Here is a 15,681-nt window from a genome sequence, read left to right as displayed (position 1 = left end):
TCCATTGCAGCCTTCGGAAGCTACGCATTCCAATACCCCGCAGGAGACCAAGACAGTACTGGTCACAGGCGCCACCGGCTACATCGGCGGGCGACTGGTCCCCCGGCTCCTTGAAGCCGGCCACAAGGTCAAGGTCCTTGTCCGCACGCCACAGAAGATTGCCGATGTTCCGTGGCATGACGAGGTTGAGATCATCCAGGACAGCCTTTCCGATGCCCATAGCCTGGCCGCTGCCCTGACCGGCGTGGATGTGCTCTATTACCTGGTGCATTCCATGGCCTCCGGCAGCGGATTTGAAGCCAAGGAAGAATCCATGGCGAAGCTCGTGGCAGGAGCGGCCGCGGATGCGGGTGTGGACAGGATTGTCTACCTGGGCGGACTGCACCCGGAGAACGAGGATCTTTCCATCCATATGCGTTCCCGGGAGACCGTAGGCCGGGTTTTCCTTGAATCGGCGGTTGACTCCATCGTGTTCCAGGCCGGTGTGGTCATCGGTTCGGGTTCGGCCTCTTTCGAGATGATCCGGCACCTGGCAGAGACGCTCCCGGTCATGCCGGCGCCCAGCTGGGTCAATAACAGGGTTGAGGCGATCGCCGTCCGCGACGTCCTGCATTACCTTGTAGCTGCGGCTGCCATCCCGGAGAAACTGAACCGATCCTTCGACATTGGGTCCCGGGATGTCCTGAAATACAAGGACATGATGAACAAGTACGCCGTGGAGCGTGGGCTCCCGCGGCGACTGGTGATCGCCCTCCCCGTGCCCGCGCCCAAGCTCGCTGGCCTGTGGGTTGCGCTGGTGACTCCCATTCCGTTGTCCATGTCCCTGCCCTTGGTGCAGTCGCTGCAGCATGACGCGGTGTCGCGGGAGCACGACGTCGACCGTTACATTCCACAGCCCGACGGCGGCCTGACGCCCTACCGGCGTGCCGTCGCTTTGGCTCTGGGCAAGGAACGGGACGGACAGGTGGAGACCACGTGGGCCAACGCCGGCATTGACGCTGATCCCCTGCCGAGCGACCCCGACTGGGCCGGGTACAAAGTGTTCCTGGACGAACGGACCTTCCACAGCGAAGCCAAGCCTGAACACGTTTGGACCATTATTGAGGGAATCGGCGGCAAGAACGGCTGGTATTCCCTTCCCTTGGCGTGGCGGGTCCGGGGCTGGCTGGACAAGTTGCAGGGCGGTGCGGGGCTCTTGCGCGGACGCAGGCATCCCAAGACCCTGAACACGGGCGAGGTAGTGGACTGGTGGCGGGTGGAGGCGATTGACCGTGGACACCTGCTGCGCTTACGGGCCGAGATGCGGGCTCCCGGCGGTGCTTGGCTTGAGTTGTCGGTAGAGCCCGACGGCAGCGGCAGCCTCTACAAACAACGGGCCATCTTCTTCCCCCGCGGTTTGGCAGGAAGGCTCTACTGGTTGGGCGTTTATCCTTTCCATGGGTTCATCTTCCCTTCCATGGCCCGCAATATTTCCGCGGCGGCCACCACCCTTCAGGAGGCCGGTTCCGGGGTGTCCACCGAGACACCGTAGGATGTTGGGAGCTAAAAAGCTTCACCACAACCATCCACGGAGGACCCATGGCCCTGAGTGCATCCACCACCCTGCCCCACAGCGTTGACCGCGTAGCCGCAGTCTTTGTCAACGAGGATTTCCTGCGTCACACCAGCGAATACGTGGGCGGCTCCTTGGAATCGTTCACCGTTGACGGCGACACCGCCGGCGCTTTCACCACCACCACGGTTCGTACGCTGCCCACCACGCGACTGCCGGACATCGCACGCAAGTTCGTTGGCGAGACCCTGAAGGTCACCCAGACCGAGAAGTGGGAAGCCCCGGCTGCCGACGGTTCACGGTCCAGCACCATTGACCTGAAGATCGCCGGCGCTCCGCTCGATGTCTCTGCGGTGCAGCGTCTGGTGGCCGAAGGCGGCAGCACCCGGATCGAGCTTGAAGGCAACGTGACCTCCTCGGTTCCGTTCCTCGGTGGCAAGATCGCCGATGCCGCAGAGCCCATGGTTGGCAAGGCCCTGGGAATCCAGTCGCAGCAGGCCCAGGCCTGGCTCGAAAGCCACTAGCGTGGAGATCCCCGCAATCCTGGCGATCGTCCTGATCGTTGCCGGCGTCTGGTCCTTGGTGGTGTGGCCGCAGTTCCTCAAGCGCGTCATGAAGGACCCCCGCGCCCGCGATGCAGCCGGGAAGGCCACCACGTTCCTCACGGTCCACGTTGTGCTGGTCACCATCTCCATGGTGCTCGGACTCGCGACGGCGGGCATAGGGATCGCGGGCCTGATCGCCTAACCCTCACCCAACTGAGTCGCAGTAGTGCGCGTTTTGAGAGCTCATAACGCGCACTACTGCGACTCAGTTGGGTAGGATGGGTAGTGGTGTGCCGGGAAGTCTGGTCGGCGGTTCTTTTGCCGTACCGCGAATGCCCGACCACTCTTGAGGAGCCCCAGTGCCCCACCCATCGAGCCAGCCCGCAGCACCCGAGCCCGACTCCAGCAGCTCCAGCAAAGTCTTCTCGCGCTCCACATACCCCGAATATCGCCGGATCCTCTCCATTCTCCGTACGGAAACGGTGGGCGGCGCACTCCTTCTGGCAGCTACCGTGGTGGCGCTCATCTGGGCGAACTCCCCTGCAGCAGACGGCTATTTCGCACTCCGAGACGTCAAGATCGGCTACGAACCCTGGCATCTTGAATTGAGCCTTGGCCACTGGGCTTCGGATGGCCTGCTGGCGGTGTTCTTCTTCCTGGCAGGACTTGAACTCAAACGCGAATTCGTGGCCGGGGAACTCCGTAAACCTTCCAAAGCCGTTGTCCCCGTCGCTGCTGCTGTTGGTGGCGTGGTGGTGCCGGCCCTGATCTACGTCCTCTTCAACCTGGGAACAGCCGGAGAGACGCTCAAAGGCTGGGCTATTCCCACAGCCACGGACATCGCCTTCGCCCTCGCGGTGCTGGCCGTCATCAACACGCACCTGCCCGCCGCACTACGGACATTCCTGCTGACGCTCGCCGTGGTGGACGACCTCATCGCCATCGGCATCATCGCCTTCTTCTACTCCACGGGGCTCCAGCCGCTCATGCTTTTGGCCGCCCTGGTGCCGCTTGCCCTCTTCACGTTCCTGGTGCAGAAGCGGATCAGCAGCTGGTACCTCTTGCTGCCCCTTGCTTTGGCCACGTGGGGCTTCGTCCACGCCTCCGGTATCCACGCCACCGTGGCCGGAGTGCTGTTGGGCTTCGCCGTTCCCGTCCTGGCCAGCGGCAAAAAGGGAGAACCGGCAGAGGGCCTGGCCGAGCACCTCGAACACAAACTACGCCCCTTCTCGGCAGGCTTTGCGGTACCTGTCTTCGCGTTCTTCTCCGCAGGCGTGGCCTTGGGCGGACTGGACGGCATGGGAGCCGCCCTCAGGGACCCCGTGGCGCTCGGGATTGTTGCAGCATTGGTGGTGGGCAAGGCCGTGGGTGTCTTCGGCACCACGTTCCTGGTCACCAAAACCACGCGCGCAAGCCTGGACTCCAGCATCGCCTGGATCGACCTCTTCGGGCTGGCACTGCTGGCCGGCATCGGTTTCACGGTCTCATTGCTGATCGGCGAATTGAGCTTCGGCGCCGGCTCCGCCCATAACGACCACGCCAAAGTGGCCATCCTGGCAGGCTCCTTGATCTCGGCGCTGCTGGCCGCCGTCGTGCTTAAGGCCCGCAACCGGCGCTACCGCCAAGTGCAGGCAGACGAAGAACGGGACGACGACGGCGACGGCGTACCTGACGTTTTTGCCCGCGCCTAAGGCGGAGGTGCTCCGCTAGAAGCTAGGCGGTGGCCTGGTTGAGCGCGTCTTCAGCGGCAACCCAGGAGATCATGGCGCATTTCACGCGTGCCGCGTAACGGGCCACTCCTTCGAAGGCGGCGGCATCGCCCAGGATCTCCGGGTCTGCCTGTACTTTTCCGCGGGACCGGAGCACCTCCCGGAAATTATCGATGACCGAGTGGAGCTCCTCCACGGACATGCCCTCGCCAAGTTCGCTAAGCACAGAAGCTGAGGCCATGGAGATGGAGCAGCCCGCACCGTCCCAGCGGATCTGCTGAACGGTTCCGTCGGAGACTGCGAGCCGCAGCGTCACCTCATCCCCGCACACAGGGTTCAGCTGGTGCGATTGCCCGGTGGATGTACCGTCCGGCGCACCCGTTTCCGCAAGGCCGCTGCCGTGCCGCTGCTTGGAGTGGTCCAGGATGATCTGTTGGTACAGCTGGTCAAGACTCATGATGCTTGGTGCCTCTTCTGGGGAAAATCGTTGGTTGACGGCTGTGCGGCCAAAGGCCTGTGCCGCGTGTCAGGCCTGGAAGTAGGCCCGGACACCCGAAACTGCGTCCAGGAAAGCGTCGACGTCGTCCGTGGTGTTGTAGAGGTAGGTGCTGGCGCGGGTGGTTGCCGTCAGGCCCAGGCGCCGGTGCAGCGGCTGGGCGCAGTGGTGACCGACGCGAACGGCGATGCCGCGGTCATCAAGGAACTGTCCGACGTCGTGCGCGTGGACGCCGGCGACGTCGAAAGCTGCCAGGCCGATCCTTTCAGACCCTGAGGCCGGACCGACGACGCGGATGCCCTCGATTGCCTCAAGCCCCTTCACCAGACGCTGGCCCAGCGTCGACTCCCACGCATGGATGCGGTCGATCCCGGTCTCGGTGAGGTAGTTCACGGCGGTTGCGAGCGCAACGGCCTGGGAGATGCGCTGGGTTCCGGCTTCGAACCGCTGCGGTGCCGGCAGGTACTCGGCCCGTTCCATGGTGACCGTTGTAATCATGGATCCGCCCGTCAGGAACGGCGGCAACACATCCAGGAGTTCCTGCTTGCCGTAAAGCACCCCTACCCCGGTGGGGGCCAGCATCTTGTGGCCGGAGAACACGGCGAAATCGACATCCAGTCCTTTGACGTCCACAGCCATGTGCGGAACGGACTGGCAAGCGTCCAGGACCACCAAAGCACCGACGCGGCGGGCCATGGCTACGAGCTCGGCGACGGGGTTGATGGTGCCCAGGACGTTGGATGCGTGGCTGAAGGCAAGGAGCTTGGTCCGCTCCCCCACGATTTCCGCGGCGGCATCAAGCTGCAGGGTGCCGTCGTCCGCAATCGGGATGTACTTCAGGGTGGCGCCGGTCCGGAACGCCAGTTCCTGCCAGGGAATCAGGTTGGCGTGGTGTTCCATTTCGGTGACCACGATCTCATCGCCCGGACCGATGGCCAGGTCCTTCAGCGCGGACCCACCCCTTCCCTGTGCTGCCCAGAGAGCGGCGTTGGACAGGGCGTAGCTGATGAGGTTCAGGCCCTCGGTGGCGTTGGAGGTCCACACTGTTTCCTCGTACTGCGCACCGATGAAATCCGCCACGGCCTGGCGGGCGTCCTCGAAGACCTCCGTGGCTTCCACGGCAAGGTGGTGGGCGCCACGATGAACAGCGGCGTTGCGTTGCTCGTAGTACTCCTGCTCGGCTTCGATGACACTGAGCGGATTTTGCGATGTAGCGCCGGAGTCCAGGTAGATCAAGGGTTTGCCGTTGACCAGCTGGTCCAGCACCGGGAAATCATTCCGGATCCGCAACACCTCCGCGTTGTCCATGGCATGCATGGATCGCTGCAGTGAGGCGGGAGTTGATACGGCAGTCAAGGGACGCTCCTTGGAAATCCTTCAGGGACTCCTCATTATCCCACGGTGGCCCCTGCCGTGCGGTGCCGCAGGTGTGCCGTACAGCACGTTCAGCCGCCGGCCCTCCCGGGCACCCAGCCCAGCGGTGGAACCATCCCGCTATCGAAGGCGGCCCGGAGCCTCCCCAGGAGCACCGAGGCCCGGCGGCTGGCGGCAGCCCGGGTCCTGGCCTCGTAACCCGCTGCGGCCCGGGAATAGCACAGGGCGGCGTGGGCAAACTGCCGGTCCGCGGACAGGCTCCGGCCCGCCGCTTCAAGTGCTTTGGGGTCGTTGCCCACCAGAGCGGCGGCAAACGTCCCCCATGCTGCCCCGCCCGGACCATGAACAGTTGCTGCCAGCGCGCCAAGGCGTCGCTGGATCGCGGGATCGTCGACGGCGGCACTGGCCGGGTTAAGTGTCAGGAGGGAGAACACCTCTGCCTCCATCAGGATGCTGCCTTGGGCGTGCACATGTTCCGCCAGAGCCATCAGGTGTGTTGACGTCCCGGCAACCTGGTCCTGCGCCGCTGCGACGTACACGGCAGCGAGTTGCGACAACAGACCAGGCTGTGCCCCCAGAGCATGTTGAGTGAAGAGTCCGGACGGATCCGCTGAATGTCCTGCTGCTTGGTCGGAGTCATGCTGAACGGACACCCCGGCGGCTTCCTGCGCAGTCATGCTCTGCCGGGCCTTGGCCAAAGCCTGCCGGGTGTTCCCGCACAGCGCCTCGGAGTAGGCCAGCAGGGCCGCAGCCAGAGCAAGGACTGGCGGCAGACCGGCGTCGTGCAGTTCTGCCAGGACCGGTTCCAAGGTGGCACGGGCTGCACGCGGGAGTCCCTGGCTGAGCTGGACGTAACCGCGGGCGACGTCCAGGCACGCCGAGAGGTGCATCGGCAGGGTGTAATGGGCGGGAGTATCCACCAGCGGATCCGCCGGTTCCCAGGCCAGGTTGTACCGCAGGCCCATCACGTGCCGGAGCAGTACCCCCGGCAGGAACATGTTCAAGGTGGGATCGGCGTTGATGGCTTCCATGGCTGCTGTTGACCTTTTCAAGGCTTCCGGGGCGGCCCCGGACAGCAGCAGACGCTCGGCTTCGCGCACATTGTTCATGATCAATAGGGCGGCGTCAGTGGGCTCCCCCGGCCGCTGATGGGTGAACTCAGACCCGGCAGGTAGGGATGCAGCACCCAGCAGCCCCAGAGCCAGCAACCGGTGCGCGGCATCGATCTTCACTTCAGGGAGCCCGCCCGCGGTTGCCAGCTGCCGAAGTTCCGGACCTGCTTCCTGGAGGTGGCCCTCGGCGATCAATGCCCGCGCCCTGACCAGTCTTGCCTCGTCCAAGTGATCCTCGCCCGTCACTGCCGAGGCGGCCCTCAGAGCAAGCTCGGCGGTGGACGGCCTGTCAGCGGCGGGTGCGGCAGCAAGGAGAAGTTCGTCGGAGAGGCTCAGCCCGCAGTCCAGGGTCCACGTGATCCATCGCAGCAGGGCAGGCGCCGTCTCCGTAGTCAGCTCAGGTTCCTCCACGCCCAGCCGAAGGGCCATGCTCCGCGAGCGCGGCACGGACAGCCTGGTCCCCTCCCCGCGCAGCCAGGAACTTGTGCTGAGCAGCGGGGGCGAGCCTGGCAGCAGCCTGATGTGGTGATTGGTGAGGAGATGTTCAATGGCTTTCTGACCGAAGTGACGCTCCACCACCTCAAGCGCCACGGGCTCTGAGAGCGCGATGAGTTCGAGCGCCTGGCGCTCTTCAGGGGGGCGCGAAATGTTCTCCGCCCGGACATGCTCAACCACGCCGGGCCATTCACAGCGGGCCCGGACATCGATGGTCCAGTAACCATCAACCCGGACCAGGAACCCGGAGCGGCGCGCGTCGTCGACCGCCAGGCACAGCAATCCCACGTTGAAACCGCTCATTGCGGCAAGGAGGCTGCTCGCGCGTCGCTGGACATGCCCGCCAAGGATGGACTGGCACAAAGCGTGTGCCTCACTGAAGGTAAAGGGTGGGAGGAAGTACTGCTCCAGGAAGCCGTCTTCCCAGAGCTGGTAAAGATCAGGCGGGAGGGGGTGTCGGCTTTCCGCCGTGGCCACCAAGGTGGCACCGAAGCCCGGAATGAGTTGCAGCAGGACCGCCAGTGAGGCCGGATCGATGTAGTGGATGTCGTCCACCAACAGGACCAGCTGCGGCCGTGCCGGTTGAACGTGCCGCTTGTTCCGGCGTCGTCCGCGTGAGGGTGTGTACAAGTAGTCGGCCGGCCCCAGAGTACTGGTCAGGGCCCGGAGAACGTGCAGGCCCGGCGCCACGGCCTCGTCGGCCGCTGCCGCCGCCCCTGCCGTTGCCCCTGCCGCGGCCCCTGCCGTTGCCGAAACGGCGCCTAAAGCGCCGAATTGAAGGGCCCGGCGTTCCGGTTTTCCGCTGAAGGTGCGGACGTCGACGGTCTCGGGAAGTCCCTCTTTGACGGAAAGCAGAAGGTGGCTCTTTCCGGAGCCCCGCTCTCCCACCACCACGATGCCGCTGGTGGACGGGGACGGGACTGCCGAGAGGATGAGGTTTAGAAGTTGCGTTCTATCGGGAAATGTTGATGGCCTCAGACCAGCTGTGACGGTGTCTTCGTCCAGCCAAGGGTCCGGCAACATGCACACTCCAATAGCAGCAGTCCCATGATCCGGGAAGGGTTTTTGGGTTCCGCGGTGCGCGGATCCCTGTCCTAGAAGCCGGCGGCGGCTGGGGGGAGAGTCTCGGTCTCAGAAGACTCTGTCGCCGCCGGCTTCGTACAGGGCCGGACCACCTTTCGGTGGCCGGAGCATCGGCTCAAGAGACCTCCGATGCGGGTGATGCGATTTCCGGAATCCCGGTGATGCTTGGGGCTGAACCGTTCTTCCAAGATCAATACTGCCGGGGCGCAACATGCCGTACATCAGTAGTTGGTACTCGAAAAGTGGGCCCCTTTTTTCCCGCCGGTACTCTGTTGTACTCAGTCCCCGGACAGGGCACTACTTGGTTGCGACACGAAATACCCGCGCATTACTCCATTGATTGGTTAAATCCCGCGCGATTCCAAGGGAAGCTGCTTTAACGGCGATCTTGCAGGTACTCAGGCGGCGTCGTCAGTGACGGACGGCAGCACCCAGGTCTTCCCGCCTGCGGATACCCAGTTTGGCGTAGCTCCGGTACAAGTGGCCTTCCACGGTCCGGACCGAAACCATGAGTTTCTCGGCAATTTGACGGTCGGTCAGGCCCGAAACAGCCAATGCCACAATGTCCTGCTCGCGTCGGGTCAGTGGCACAGACCGGTCCGCCTCGGTTTGGGGGTCGTGGACCAGGGCGTCGCCCAGGGTTGCCTCATTGACATCCCGCAGTACCGCAGCCTGTCGCGCTTCCGGGCGTTTGCCTTCGGCATCGAAAGTCACAGCCGCTTTGTCGAACGCTACGGCGGCCGGCCCGGGCATCCCGGATGCTGCCAGGAGGTTGCCTGCGTTCACCAGCCCTTCGCCCTCACCGCGCAACTGCGCCGCCGCCAGTGACTGCCAGCCGGTTGCCCAGCTTCCTGCCATCGACGCCGCCGTTTCCTGGATTGACTCCAAGGCCTGGACGTCCCCGGCTTCAGCCCTGAGGACCAGGTTTTGGAGCAGAATGCCCGGCAGCCGGTGAAGATGACCCGATTCCGGTAGACCACTAAGTTTCGGCAGCCCTGTGCCCTTGCTGAGAAGTTCCTCGCCAGCAAGGCGGAACAGCTCCGCAAGGGCCTCAACGTAGGCACCACCGGCGGCCGCATCACACTGCTCGCTCTCCAGTCGGCTGGCCAGCGATGCGTTGCCGGACCTGGCCGCCGCGTAGAAGGCCAGTGCCGTTCCCAGGCTTCGCAGCTGCAGCGGGTCCCTGATGCGGAGAGCCTCAACGGCGGGCGTCAGCAGTTCCTCGGCCTTCTCCAATCGGCCCTGACGCAGCAATGACAAGCCTTTGAGCGCCTCAAGATCACCGCCAAAATAGATCAGTCCCGTGGCCGTGGCAGCACCGTAGCGGTCCAGGGCAGTCCCGGCTGCCTCCCAGTCTCCGGCCTCCAAGGCGGCAAGCGTGTAGCGCAGCAGCACGAAGTCGCTGATGTAGAGAATCTCATGGTGGTGCTCGTCCAACAGCAGCAAGGCTTCACGCCCGGCATCCAGCGCCTCCACGGCTTGGCCCTCCACCGTCAACAGCTCGCACTGCATCGCACGCAGGAATATCCGGTTCAGGGCAAGATCGGGGCCATCCGTTGCAAACTTCTCGGCAAACCGGTCCAGGCCCTCGCGGAGTTCCTCGTAGTGGCCGTCACTGGCCAGGACCGCCAATTCCACTGCCCGGACGTGCCCTTCGACCCGTTGGAGCACAGAATCCGACGACTCCCGCTCACCCATCAGGGCTTTTGCCGCGGCCCAGGCATCAGCCACAATGTCAGCCGGCGAGTCTCCCGCGGCGGCGCGCGCGGCAGCCCACAGCAGGCCTGCGCCCACGGGGCCGGCCGCGTCAGCATCCAGGAACCCGGAGCCTTCCTCCAACAGTCGGACGGCACCGCGGTAGTCGCCGTCGTTGTATTTGACCATGGCCATGACGGCGCGTGCCCGCGGGCGCAACTCCTCCGAGCGGACCTTGGCAGCCGCCGCTAATGCCAGCGGGTACTGGAGCGTCTTGGCGGCCAGGAAGGCTGCCTGCAGCAGCCGTTCATCATCGACGTCGGCACCACAGTCCAAGGCCCAGCCCACCATGCGCAGCAGGCCCTCCTCCGTGGACGATTCTCCTGGAAATTGCTGCACCATGCGCTGGCGGATCTGCAGGCTGCGGGCGGGCGAAACGATCTGCCGGAGCGCCTCACCGTACATGGGGTGCCACATCCTGAGGGGCCCGCCGGGTCCGTTGGCAGAGACCACAAGCCGGTTATCCATCAACGCCCGTACGGTGTCCCTGCCTACCAGCGTATCCAGCACCGCGGCAGGGACGGGCTCGGATAAGGCAATGACGTACATCGCCTCCCGTTCGGCTTCGCTGGTACGCAGGACCCTGTTTCGGACTACATCGGCAAGGTTTTCCCCGCCCCCGGAAAGTGCACGGGTCAGGAGCCACACTCCGTTTCGACGGACCAGGTTTCCGTCAGTCCTGGAGTCCTCCAGGAGGCAGTGAAGCAGCAAGGGGTTGCCCTCGGACATGGCGTGCAGGGCTTCGGCCGCACTGGACATGACCGCTCCCCCAAGGGTCTTTTCCGCCAGCTCCGTAACAGTGACCTGATCCAGCGGATGGAGCTCCAAGCGCTCTGCCAATCCGTCATACCAGAGTTGCAGCAACGCCGCAGGCAAGCCGGGCCTGGGCCTGCTGGTGGCTACCAGCCGCGCCCATCCGGCGGTGACCAGCTCGGCCAAAATCTGGGTGCTACCTTCATCGAGATCGTGGGCATCGTCCACGATCAGCAGCAGGCGGGCACCTTCCCCGCCACGCCGTTGCTCGAACTGGGACCAGAACTCGCGCAGGATCGCCACAGGCGAGGTTGCCTGCTCCACGGGAAGATCCAGGAGATAGGGAGCCAGGACTCCATAGGGAACCGCGGACAAAGCAGGGCTCCCGTGAACCTGCATCACCACCATCTCCCCAGCCAGGCGGGCGGCGATTTCGGCTGCCAGGGCGGTCTTGCCAATTCCGGAATCGGCAACCAGAAGCACAGCCCCGGCGCCTTCCTGCCTCAGGATCTCCATGGCCAGTTCGAGTTCCGCGTCCCGGCCTACAAGGTGCTCAGCCCTCATGGGCAACCCGCGCCGGGGCTACGGAAGTTGCACGCCGCAGTTCACAGCAGCCCATTGAGCTCGCCCCGAGACGATACGCCGAGCTTGGTGAACACCTGGTACAGATGACCTTCTACAGTTCGCACAGACACCCCAATATCCATCGCGATTTCGCGGTTGCTGACACCCTTTCCCGCGAGTTTAGCAATCTGGCGTTCCCGTTCGGTCAATACCGGCGCGTCGCTGCGTGGCTGGATCGGTAACGCCGGCACGGAATGCTCCAACCTTTCGAGCCGCAGTTGTGCCGTTCGGGCCGCCGTGGTCTCGCCGGCGTCCCTGGCGAAGTCAAGCGCCATGGCCACGCAACGGGCTTCAACCACCAGCAGATCCAGTGCCGCTGCGGCGTCTGCGGCCGCAAGCAGCGAGCGCGAGCTCTTCGTCAGGGCGCCGCGTGCAAGGTCACCGGAGATCTTGGCCAACGGTCCTTGGCGTCGGCCGGCAATGTCTTCCAGCAGCCGGTATTCCTCATCCGTGCCTTCCACTGTGGCCCCAAAAAGGTTGATGCCGGCGGTGGTGAACCGCTGCTGCTCCATGTCGTTCCGCACCCGGGCCAGCAGACGTTGCTTCACGTCCGGGTCTCCCATCCAGCGCCCGGCCATCTCTGCACAGAACTCAGCCACGGATTCGGAGAAGAAGGTCCCCACTCCCCTGCAGGTGCGGAACAAGTCAAGGTATCGGCCGGCCTCCACGGAATTGCCCAATTGAGCATAGGCAAAAGCGGTGGCTGCGTAAGCAACCTTGTTCATGTTCATACTGGGCCGCAGTTCGAGCTGGGCGACGGCCGATCGCAGGGGTTCAATTGCGCTGGCTGGCTTACCTGCGTATGCGAATGCGAGCCCAATTCCCAGTTCGGTGAGCGCGCCCCTGTATTGGAGGCGTGAGGAGCCCGAGGGCGTGCGGCGCATCAGTTCGATACATTTGCGCCATTGGCCGGACAGCAGGAGCACCAGGAACGCATGCTTGGCGAAGGATTCCTCCAACTGTGCCGGGCGGTCCACGTCCCCCAAGTGCCGTGAAACGGTTCGAGCAAGTTGTTGCGCCTCCAGTTCCCTGCCCAGCATGCAGCGGGCCTCAATCAGGAAGAAGGAGGATTTGAGCCAGTGTTCAGGGTCCTCCGAGGAATCCTTGGCCTGCTCGGCTTCCAAGTCCTCAATCATGGCGGCGTACTCACCAGTGAAGGTTTTGTACTCGTAATTACATAGCTGCAGGCGGTTACGCGCCTTTGCCATGGCTTGCACGGGATAGTCCTTGGCCTTGGATTCAAGCGTCTCCAGGCCGGCGGCGATCACTCCCGGCACCATACCGGACCGTCCGTCGATCCACGTCATTGCCTGGCATTTTGCTGCGGTGACTTCAGCGAACTCCAAGGGGTCCAAGGCACTCATGCGGGATTCGGGCACTTCATCCAGGGCCTGGGCCGCATGCAGTGGCAGGTCCAGCATAAGGTAGGCCGCAGCCTTCAGACGCTGTCCGGGCACCCATTCACTGTCCTGAGGGTCCAACGACAGGGTGCATTGGATAGCGAAGTTGGGATCGTAGTCATCCAACGCCGCCCGCCCGGCCGCAAGCGCATGCGCGGGCGACGGCGCCGGCTCATCCTCGGACGCGTGCATCCATGCCGCATAGCTCAAGAGATCCTGCGGCGCCAAGGCCTGCAGCTCGGGTTCTTTGGGACCGTGCAGCATCAGGCGCAGCTCACGCATGCGGCGGGTGCTCAGCCAACCCCGGACAACTTCTCCTACATACGGGTCCCGGAGCGAGACCCAGTGCTCACCGGTCTTTTCTATCGTCAGCAGTGCCGCCTCCTCCATGTCCACCAGGACGTCGGCGCCGAAGATCGCTGCAAGATCCAGTAACGTTGCGCGCTGCGCGCAGGCCAGGATTTCGACGACGGTCCTGCTGGCTTGCGGTTCGCGCGCCAGCCTGGAACGGACAAAGTCCTCCACCACCGTGGCACCCTCAAGATTGATCCGATCACGCAGTGTCCAGACGGAGTCGTTGAGGACCAGGTTGCCCGAATGCCGCTGCTCCTCAAGAAGAGCATGCAGGAGCATAGGGTTGCCGCCCACTGCCGAGTGCAGTGAACCCACCAGGGTTGAAGAAACGTAATGGCCAAGAACCGAGCCGAGGACCTGTTTGGTCTGTTCCTCGCTGAGGGTGTTCAGATGAACCTCGCCCAGCACTCCTTCAAGGACCAGCCGGTGGAAATCGGCGGGGAGGTCACTGGCGCGTTGGACGGTGGCGATGACTTTTGCGGTGCCGGTAGCCATAAGGTTCAGCAGCACCCCGGTGCTCATGGGATCCATGCCGCCGGCGTTGTCCACGATGAACACGGTCTCCCGGCCGGCGGCCTCTGACCTGATCAGGTTGGTGACCGCGTGCAGTATGCCGGTGGGCGAACCCACGGCCCCCGAAGGCAGCCGGGCAAGCAGGAAGCCAAGGCATCCGTAGGGGGTCTGACCGCTGGCTACAGTGTTACGCAGCTGGAGGCTGTGGACTTTGGGGCCGAGTGAGGACACCACGGCCCTCGCCAGGCCCGACTTTCCGATCCCCCGCTCCCCCGTGAGGACCACGCCGTAGGAATCGGGTGATTCCAGATGCTTGCCCGCCTTGGACAAATCGTGGCTCCGGGCCAACAGCGACCATGTTTGACGGTCTGTTGGGCCGCCCAACAGATCGGGAGCCGCAGCCCTCGCTGCGCCTCCACCGCTCCTGTTTAGCAACTCCGCCGACATCCGCATCCTTAGCTACACATTCGCGGTAGTCCCCCACCGCTTACCTGCGTACCATGCACACTACCGTCGGGCGCCCGCAGTTTGTAGGGCTAAAGGTCCTCGGGACCGTCAGGCTTTCCTCAGGCTTTCCTCAAGATTTGCTCAAGCTTTGGCGGGGTGGTGCTTCTGTTGCGCCGCGAGCAGGCCCTGGTCCATGAGCAGTTCAACGGCGTCAGCTGCCTCGTCCAGGAGAAACGGCAGTTCCTTCTTCTCCGCGGTAGCGAAATCGCGGAGAACGTAATCGGCTGTCTCCATCCGTCCTGGTGGCCGGCCAACGCCTACTCGGACGCGCAGATAATCCTTGGTGGCGAGTGCTTTTGAAATGTCCCGCAGGCCATTGTGGCCGCCCTCGCCACCGCCAAGTTTTAGCTTGACTGTGTTAAAAGGGATATCAATCTCATCGTGGACTGCGATGACATGGTCCGGGGCAATGTCAAAAAAGTTGCAGAGTCCTGCAACGGGTCCACCAGAGACGTTCATGTACGTCATGGGCTTGGCAAGCACCACGCGAGGACCCCCGATACCGAGTCGCCCCTCAACCACCTGGGCCCGGGCTTTGTGCACCTTGAACTTCCCACCCATGCGGGAAGCAAGTTCATCCAGCACCATCTGGCCAACATTGTGCCGATTGTTGCTGTACTCACTGCCGGGGTTGCCGAGGCCAACAATCAGCCAAGTGTCAGTCATGTCTCATCCTAGGAGTGTGTGCGGGTTCAGCCGAAACGGTGGACGGCAAAGAAGAAAGTGGCCGGGAACCCAAGGGTGCCCGGCCACTGAACGGCGTAAGCCTCAAACAGTCAGAAGACTACTCGGCAGCAGCTTCCGTGTCTTCTTCTTCTTCCGAGCCAGCGGCTTCAGCGATGCGGACAACCAGGGTGTCGCCTTCGGTGAGCAGGGTGGAACCCTTCGGCAGGACCAGGTCAGAGGCGTGGATGCTCTCGCCGGCCTTGAGGCCTTCGATGCTGACCTCAACGGCGGTGGGAACGTGGGTTGCTTCAGCTTCGAGGGAAACCGTGGTGGCTTCGAGGCTGGCAACGGCACCCGGAGCAACTTCACCGGAAACGTGGACGGCGATGTCGACGGTAACCTTCTCGCCGGCCTTCACGGTCTGGAGGTCAACGTGCTCGATGATCTGCTTTACGGGATCGCGCTGGATGTCCTTGACGAGCGTGAGGTGCTGCTCGCCGTCGACGTCGATCGCGAGGAGGGCGTTGGAAACGCGCACTGCCAGCGTGGTGGCACGGCCCGGCAGGTTGATGTGGATCGGCTCTGCGCCGTGACCGTAGATGACAGCCGGGATCTGGCCGGCCATACGTGCACGGCGGGCGAAACCCTTGCCGAATTCGGTGCGCAGTTCTGCGGTGAGCTTCTGCTCAGACATGTGTACTCCTTGATTACTGTGTCACCCGGAAAGTCCGGGCTGGTCTATC

The 15,681-nt window shown here is 63.8% G+C and carries 11 protein-coding genes; 4 read left to right on the top strand and 7 right to left on the bottom strand.

Features of this window, described 5'->3' with window-relative positions; all coding sequences use genetic code 11:
* Positions 1–4 precede the first annotated feature (4 nt).
* From LDN70_RS06660 to nhaA, 4 genes are all read left to right on the top strand, one after another.
* A complete protein-coding gene (locus LDN70_RS06660; protein WP_223942106.1) occupies positions 5–1,531 on the top strand; it encodes an SDR family oxidoreductase in 1,527 nt (508 codons plus the stop codon).
* A gap of 47 nt (positions 1,532–1,578) precedes the next feature.
* Complete coding sequence (locus LDN70_RS06655; RefSeq protein ID WP_142939823.1) at positions 1,579–2,076, top strand: DUF2505 domain-containing protein; 498 nt, start codon at positions 1,579–1,581, stop codon at positions 2,074–2,076.
* A gap of 1 nt (position 2,077) precedes the next feature.
* Positions 2,078–2,299 carry an SCO4848 family membrane protein gene (locus tag LDN70_RS06650; protein ID WP_223942105.1) on the top strand — a complete coding sequence of 74 codons (222 nt, stop codon included), beginning with the start codon at positions 2,078–2,080 and terminating at the stop codon, positions 2,297–2,299.
* Between the two features lie 157 nt (positions 2,300–2,456).
* Complete coding sequence (gene nhaA / locus LDN70_RS06645) at positions 2,457–3,788, top strand: Na+/H+ antiporter NhaA (RefSeq protein WP_223942104.1); 1,332 nt, start codon at positions 2,457–2,459, stop codon at positions 3,786–3,788.
* Between the two features lie 22 nt (positions 3,789–3,810).
* On the opposite strand, the gene sufU is transcribed toward nhaA, so the two are convergent.
* The 7 genes from sufU to LDN70_RS06610 form a co-directional block, all read right to left on the bottom strand.
* Positions 3,811–4,263, bottom strand: a complete 453-nt coding sequence (sufU, locus tag LDN70_RS06640; protein WP_142939826.1) for a Fe-S cluster assembly sulfur transfer protein SufU — start codon at positions 4,261–4,263, stop codon at positions 3,811–3,813.
* 69 nt (positions 4,264–4,332) lie between these two features.
* Positions 4,333–5,658, bottom strand: coding sequence for a cysteine desulfurase (locus LDN70_RS06635; protein WP_142939827.1), 1,326 nt, complete (start codon positions 5,656–5,658; stop codon positions 4,333–4,335).
* A gap of 89 nt (positions 5,659–5,747) precedes the next feature.
* The gene (locus tag LDN70_RS06630; RefSeq protein WP_223942103.1) at positions 5,748–8,306 is read right to left on the bottom strand and encodes an ATP-binding protein; all 2,559 of its coding nucleotides are present in this window, start codon (positions 8,304–8,306) and stop codon (positions 5,748–5,750) included.
* A gap of 471 nt (positions 8,307–8,777) precedes the next feature.
* Positions 8,778–11,438 (bottom strand): AAA family ATPase, encoded by a 2,661-nt coding sequence (locus LDN70_RS06625; RefSeq protein ID WP_223942102.1) that lies wholly within the window; start codon positions 11,436–11,438, stop codon positions 8,778–8,780.
* A 41-nt stretch (positions 11,439–11,479) separates the two neighbouring features.
* Positions 11,480–14,212, bottom strand: coding sequence for a helix-turn-helix transcriptional regulator (locus tag LDN70_RS06620; protein WP_223942101.1), 2,733 nt, complete (start codon positions 14,210–14,212; stop codon positions 11,480–11,482).
* 141 nt (positions 14,213–14,353) lie between these two features.
* Positions 14,354–14,938: an aminoacyl-tRNA hydrolase gene (gene pth, locus LDN70_RS06615; protein WP_142939831.1), complete on the bottom strand. Its 585-nt coding sequence runs from the start codon at positions 14,936–14,938 to the stop codon at positions 14,354–14,356.
* A gap of 118 nt (positions 14,939–15,056) precedes the next feature.
* On the bottom strand, positions 15,057–15,632 hold the full coding sequence (locus LDN70_RS06610) for a 50S ribosomal protein L25/general stress protein Ctc (protein ID WP_142939832.1): 576 nt from the start codon (positions 15,630–15,632) through the stop codon (positions 15,057–15,059).
* Positions 15,633–15,681: the final 49 nt, after the last annotated feature.

Source organism: Arthrobacter sp. StoSoilB22 (assembly GCF_019977315.1).
Lineage (GTDB): Bacteria > Actinomycetota > Actinomycetes > Actinomycetales > Micrococcaceae > Arthrobacter.
This window is presented reverse-complemented; position numbering and strand designations above follow the sequence as displayed.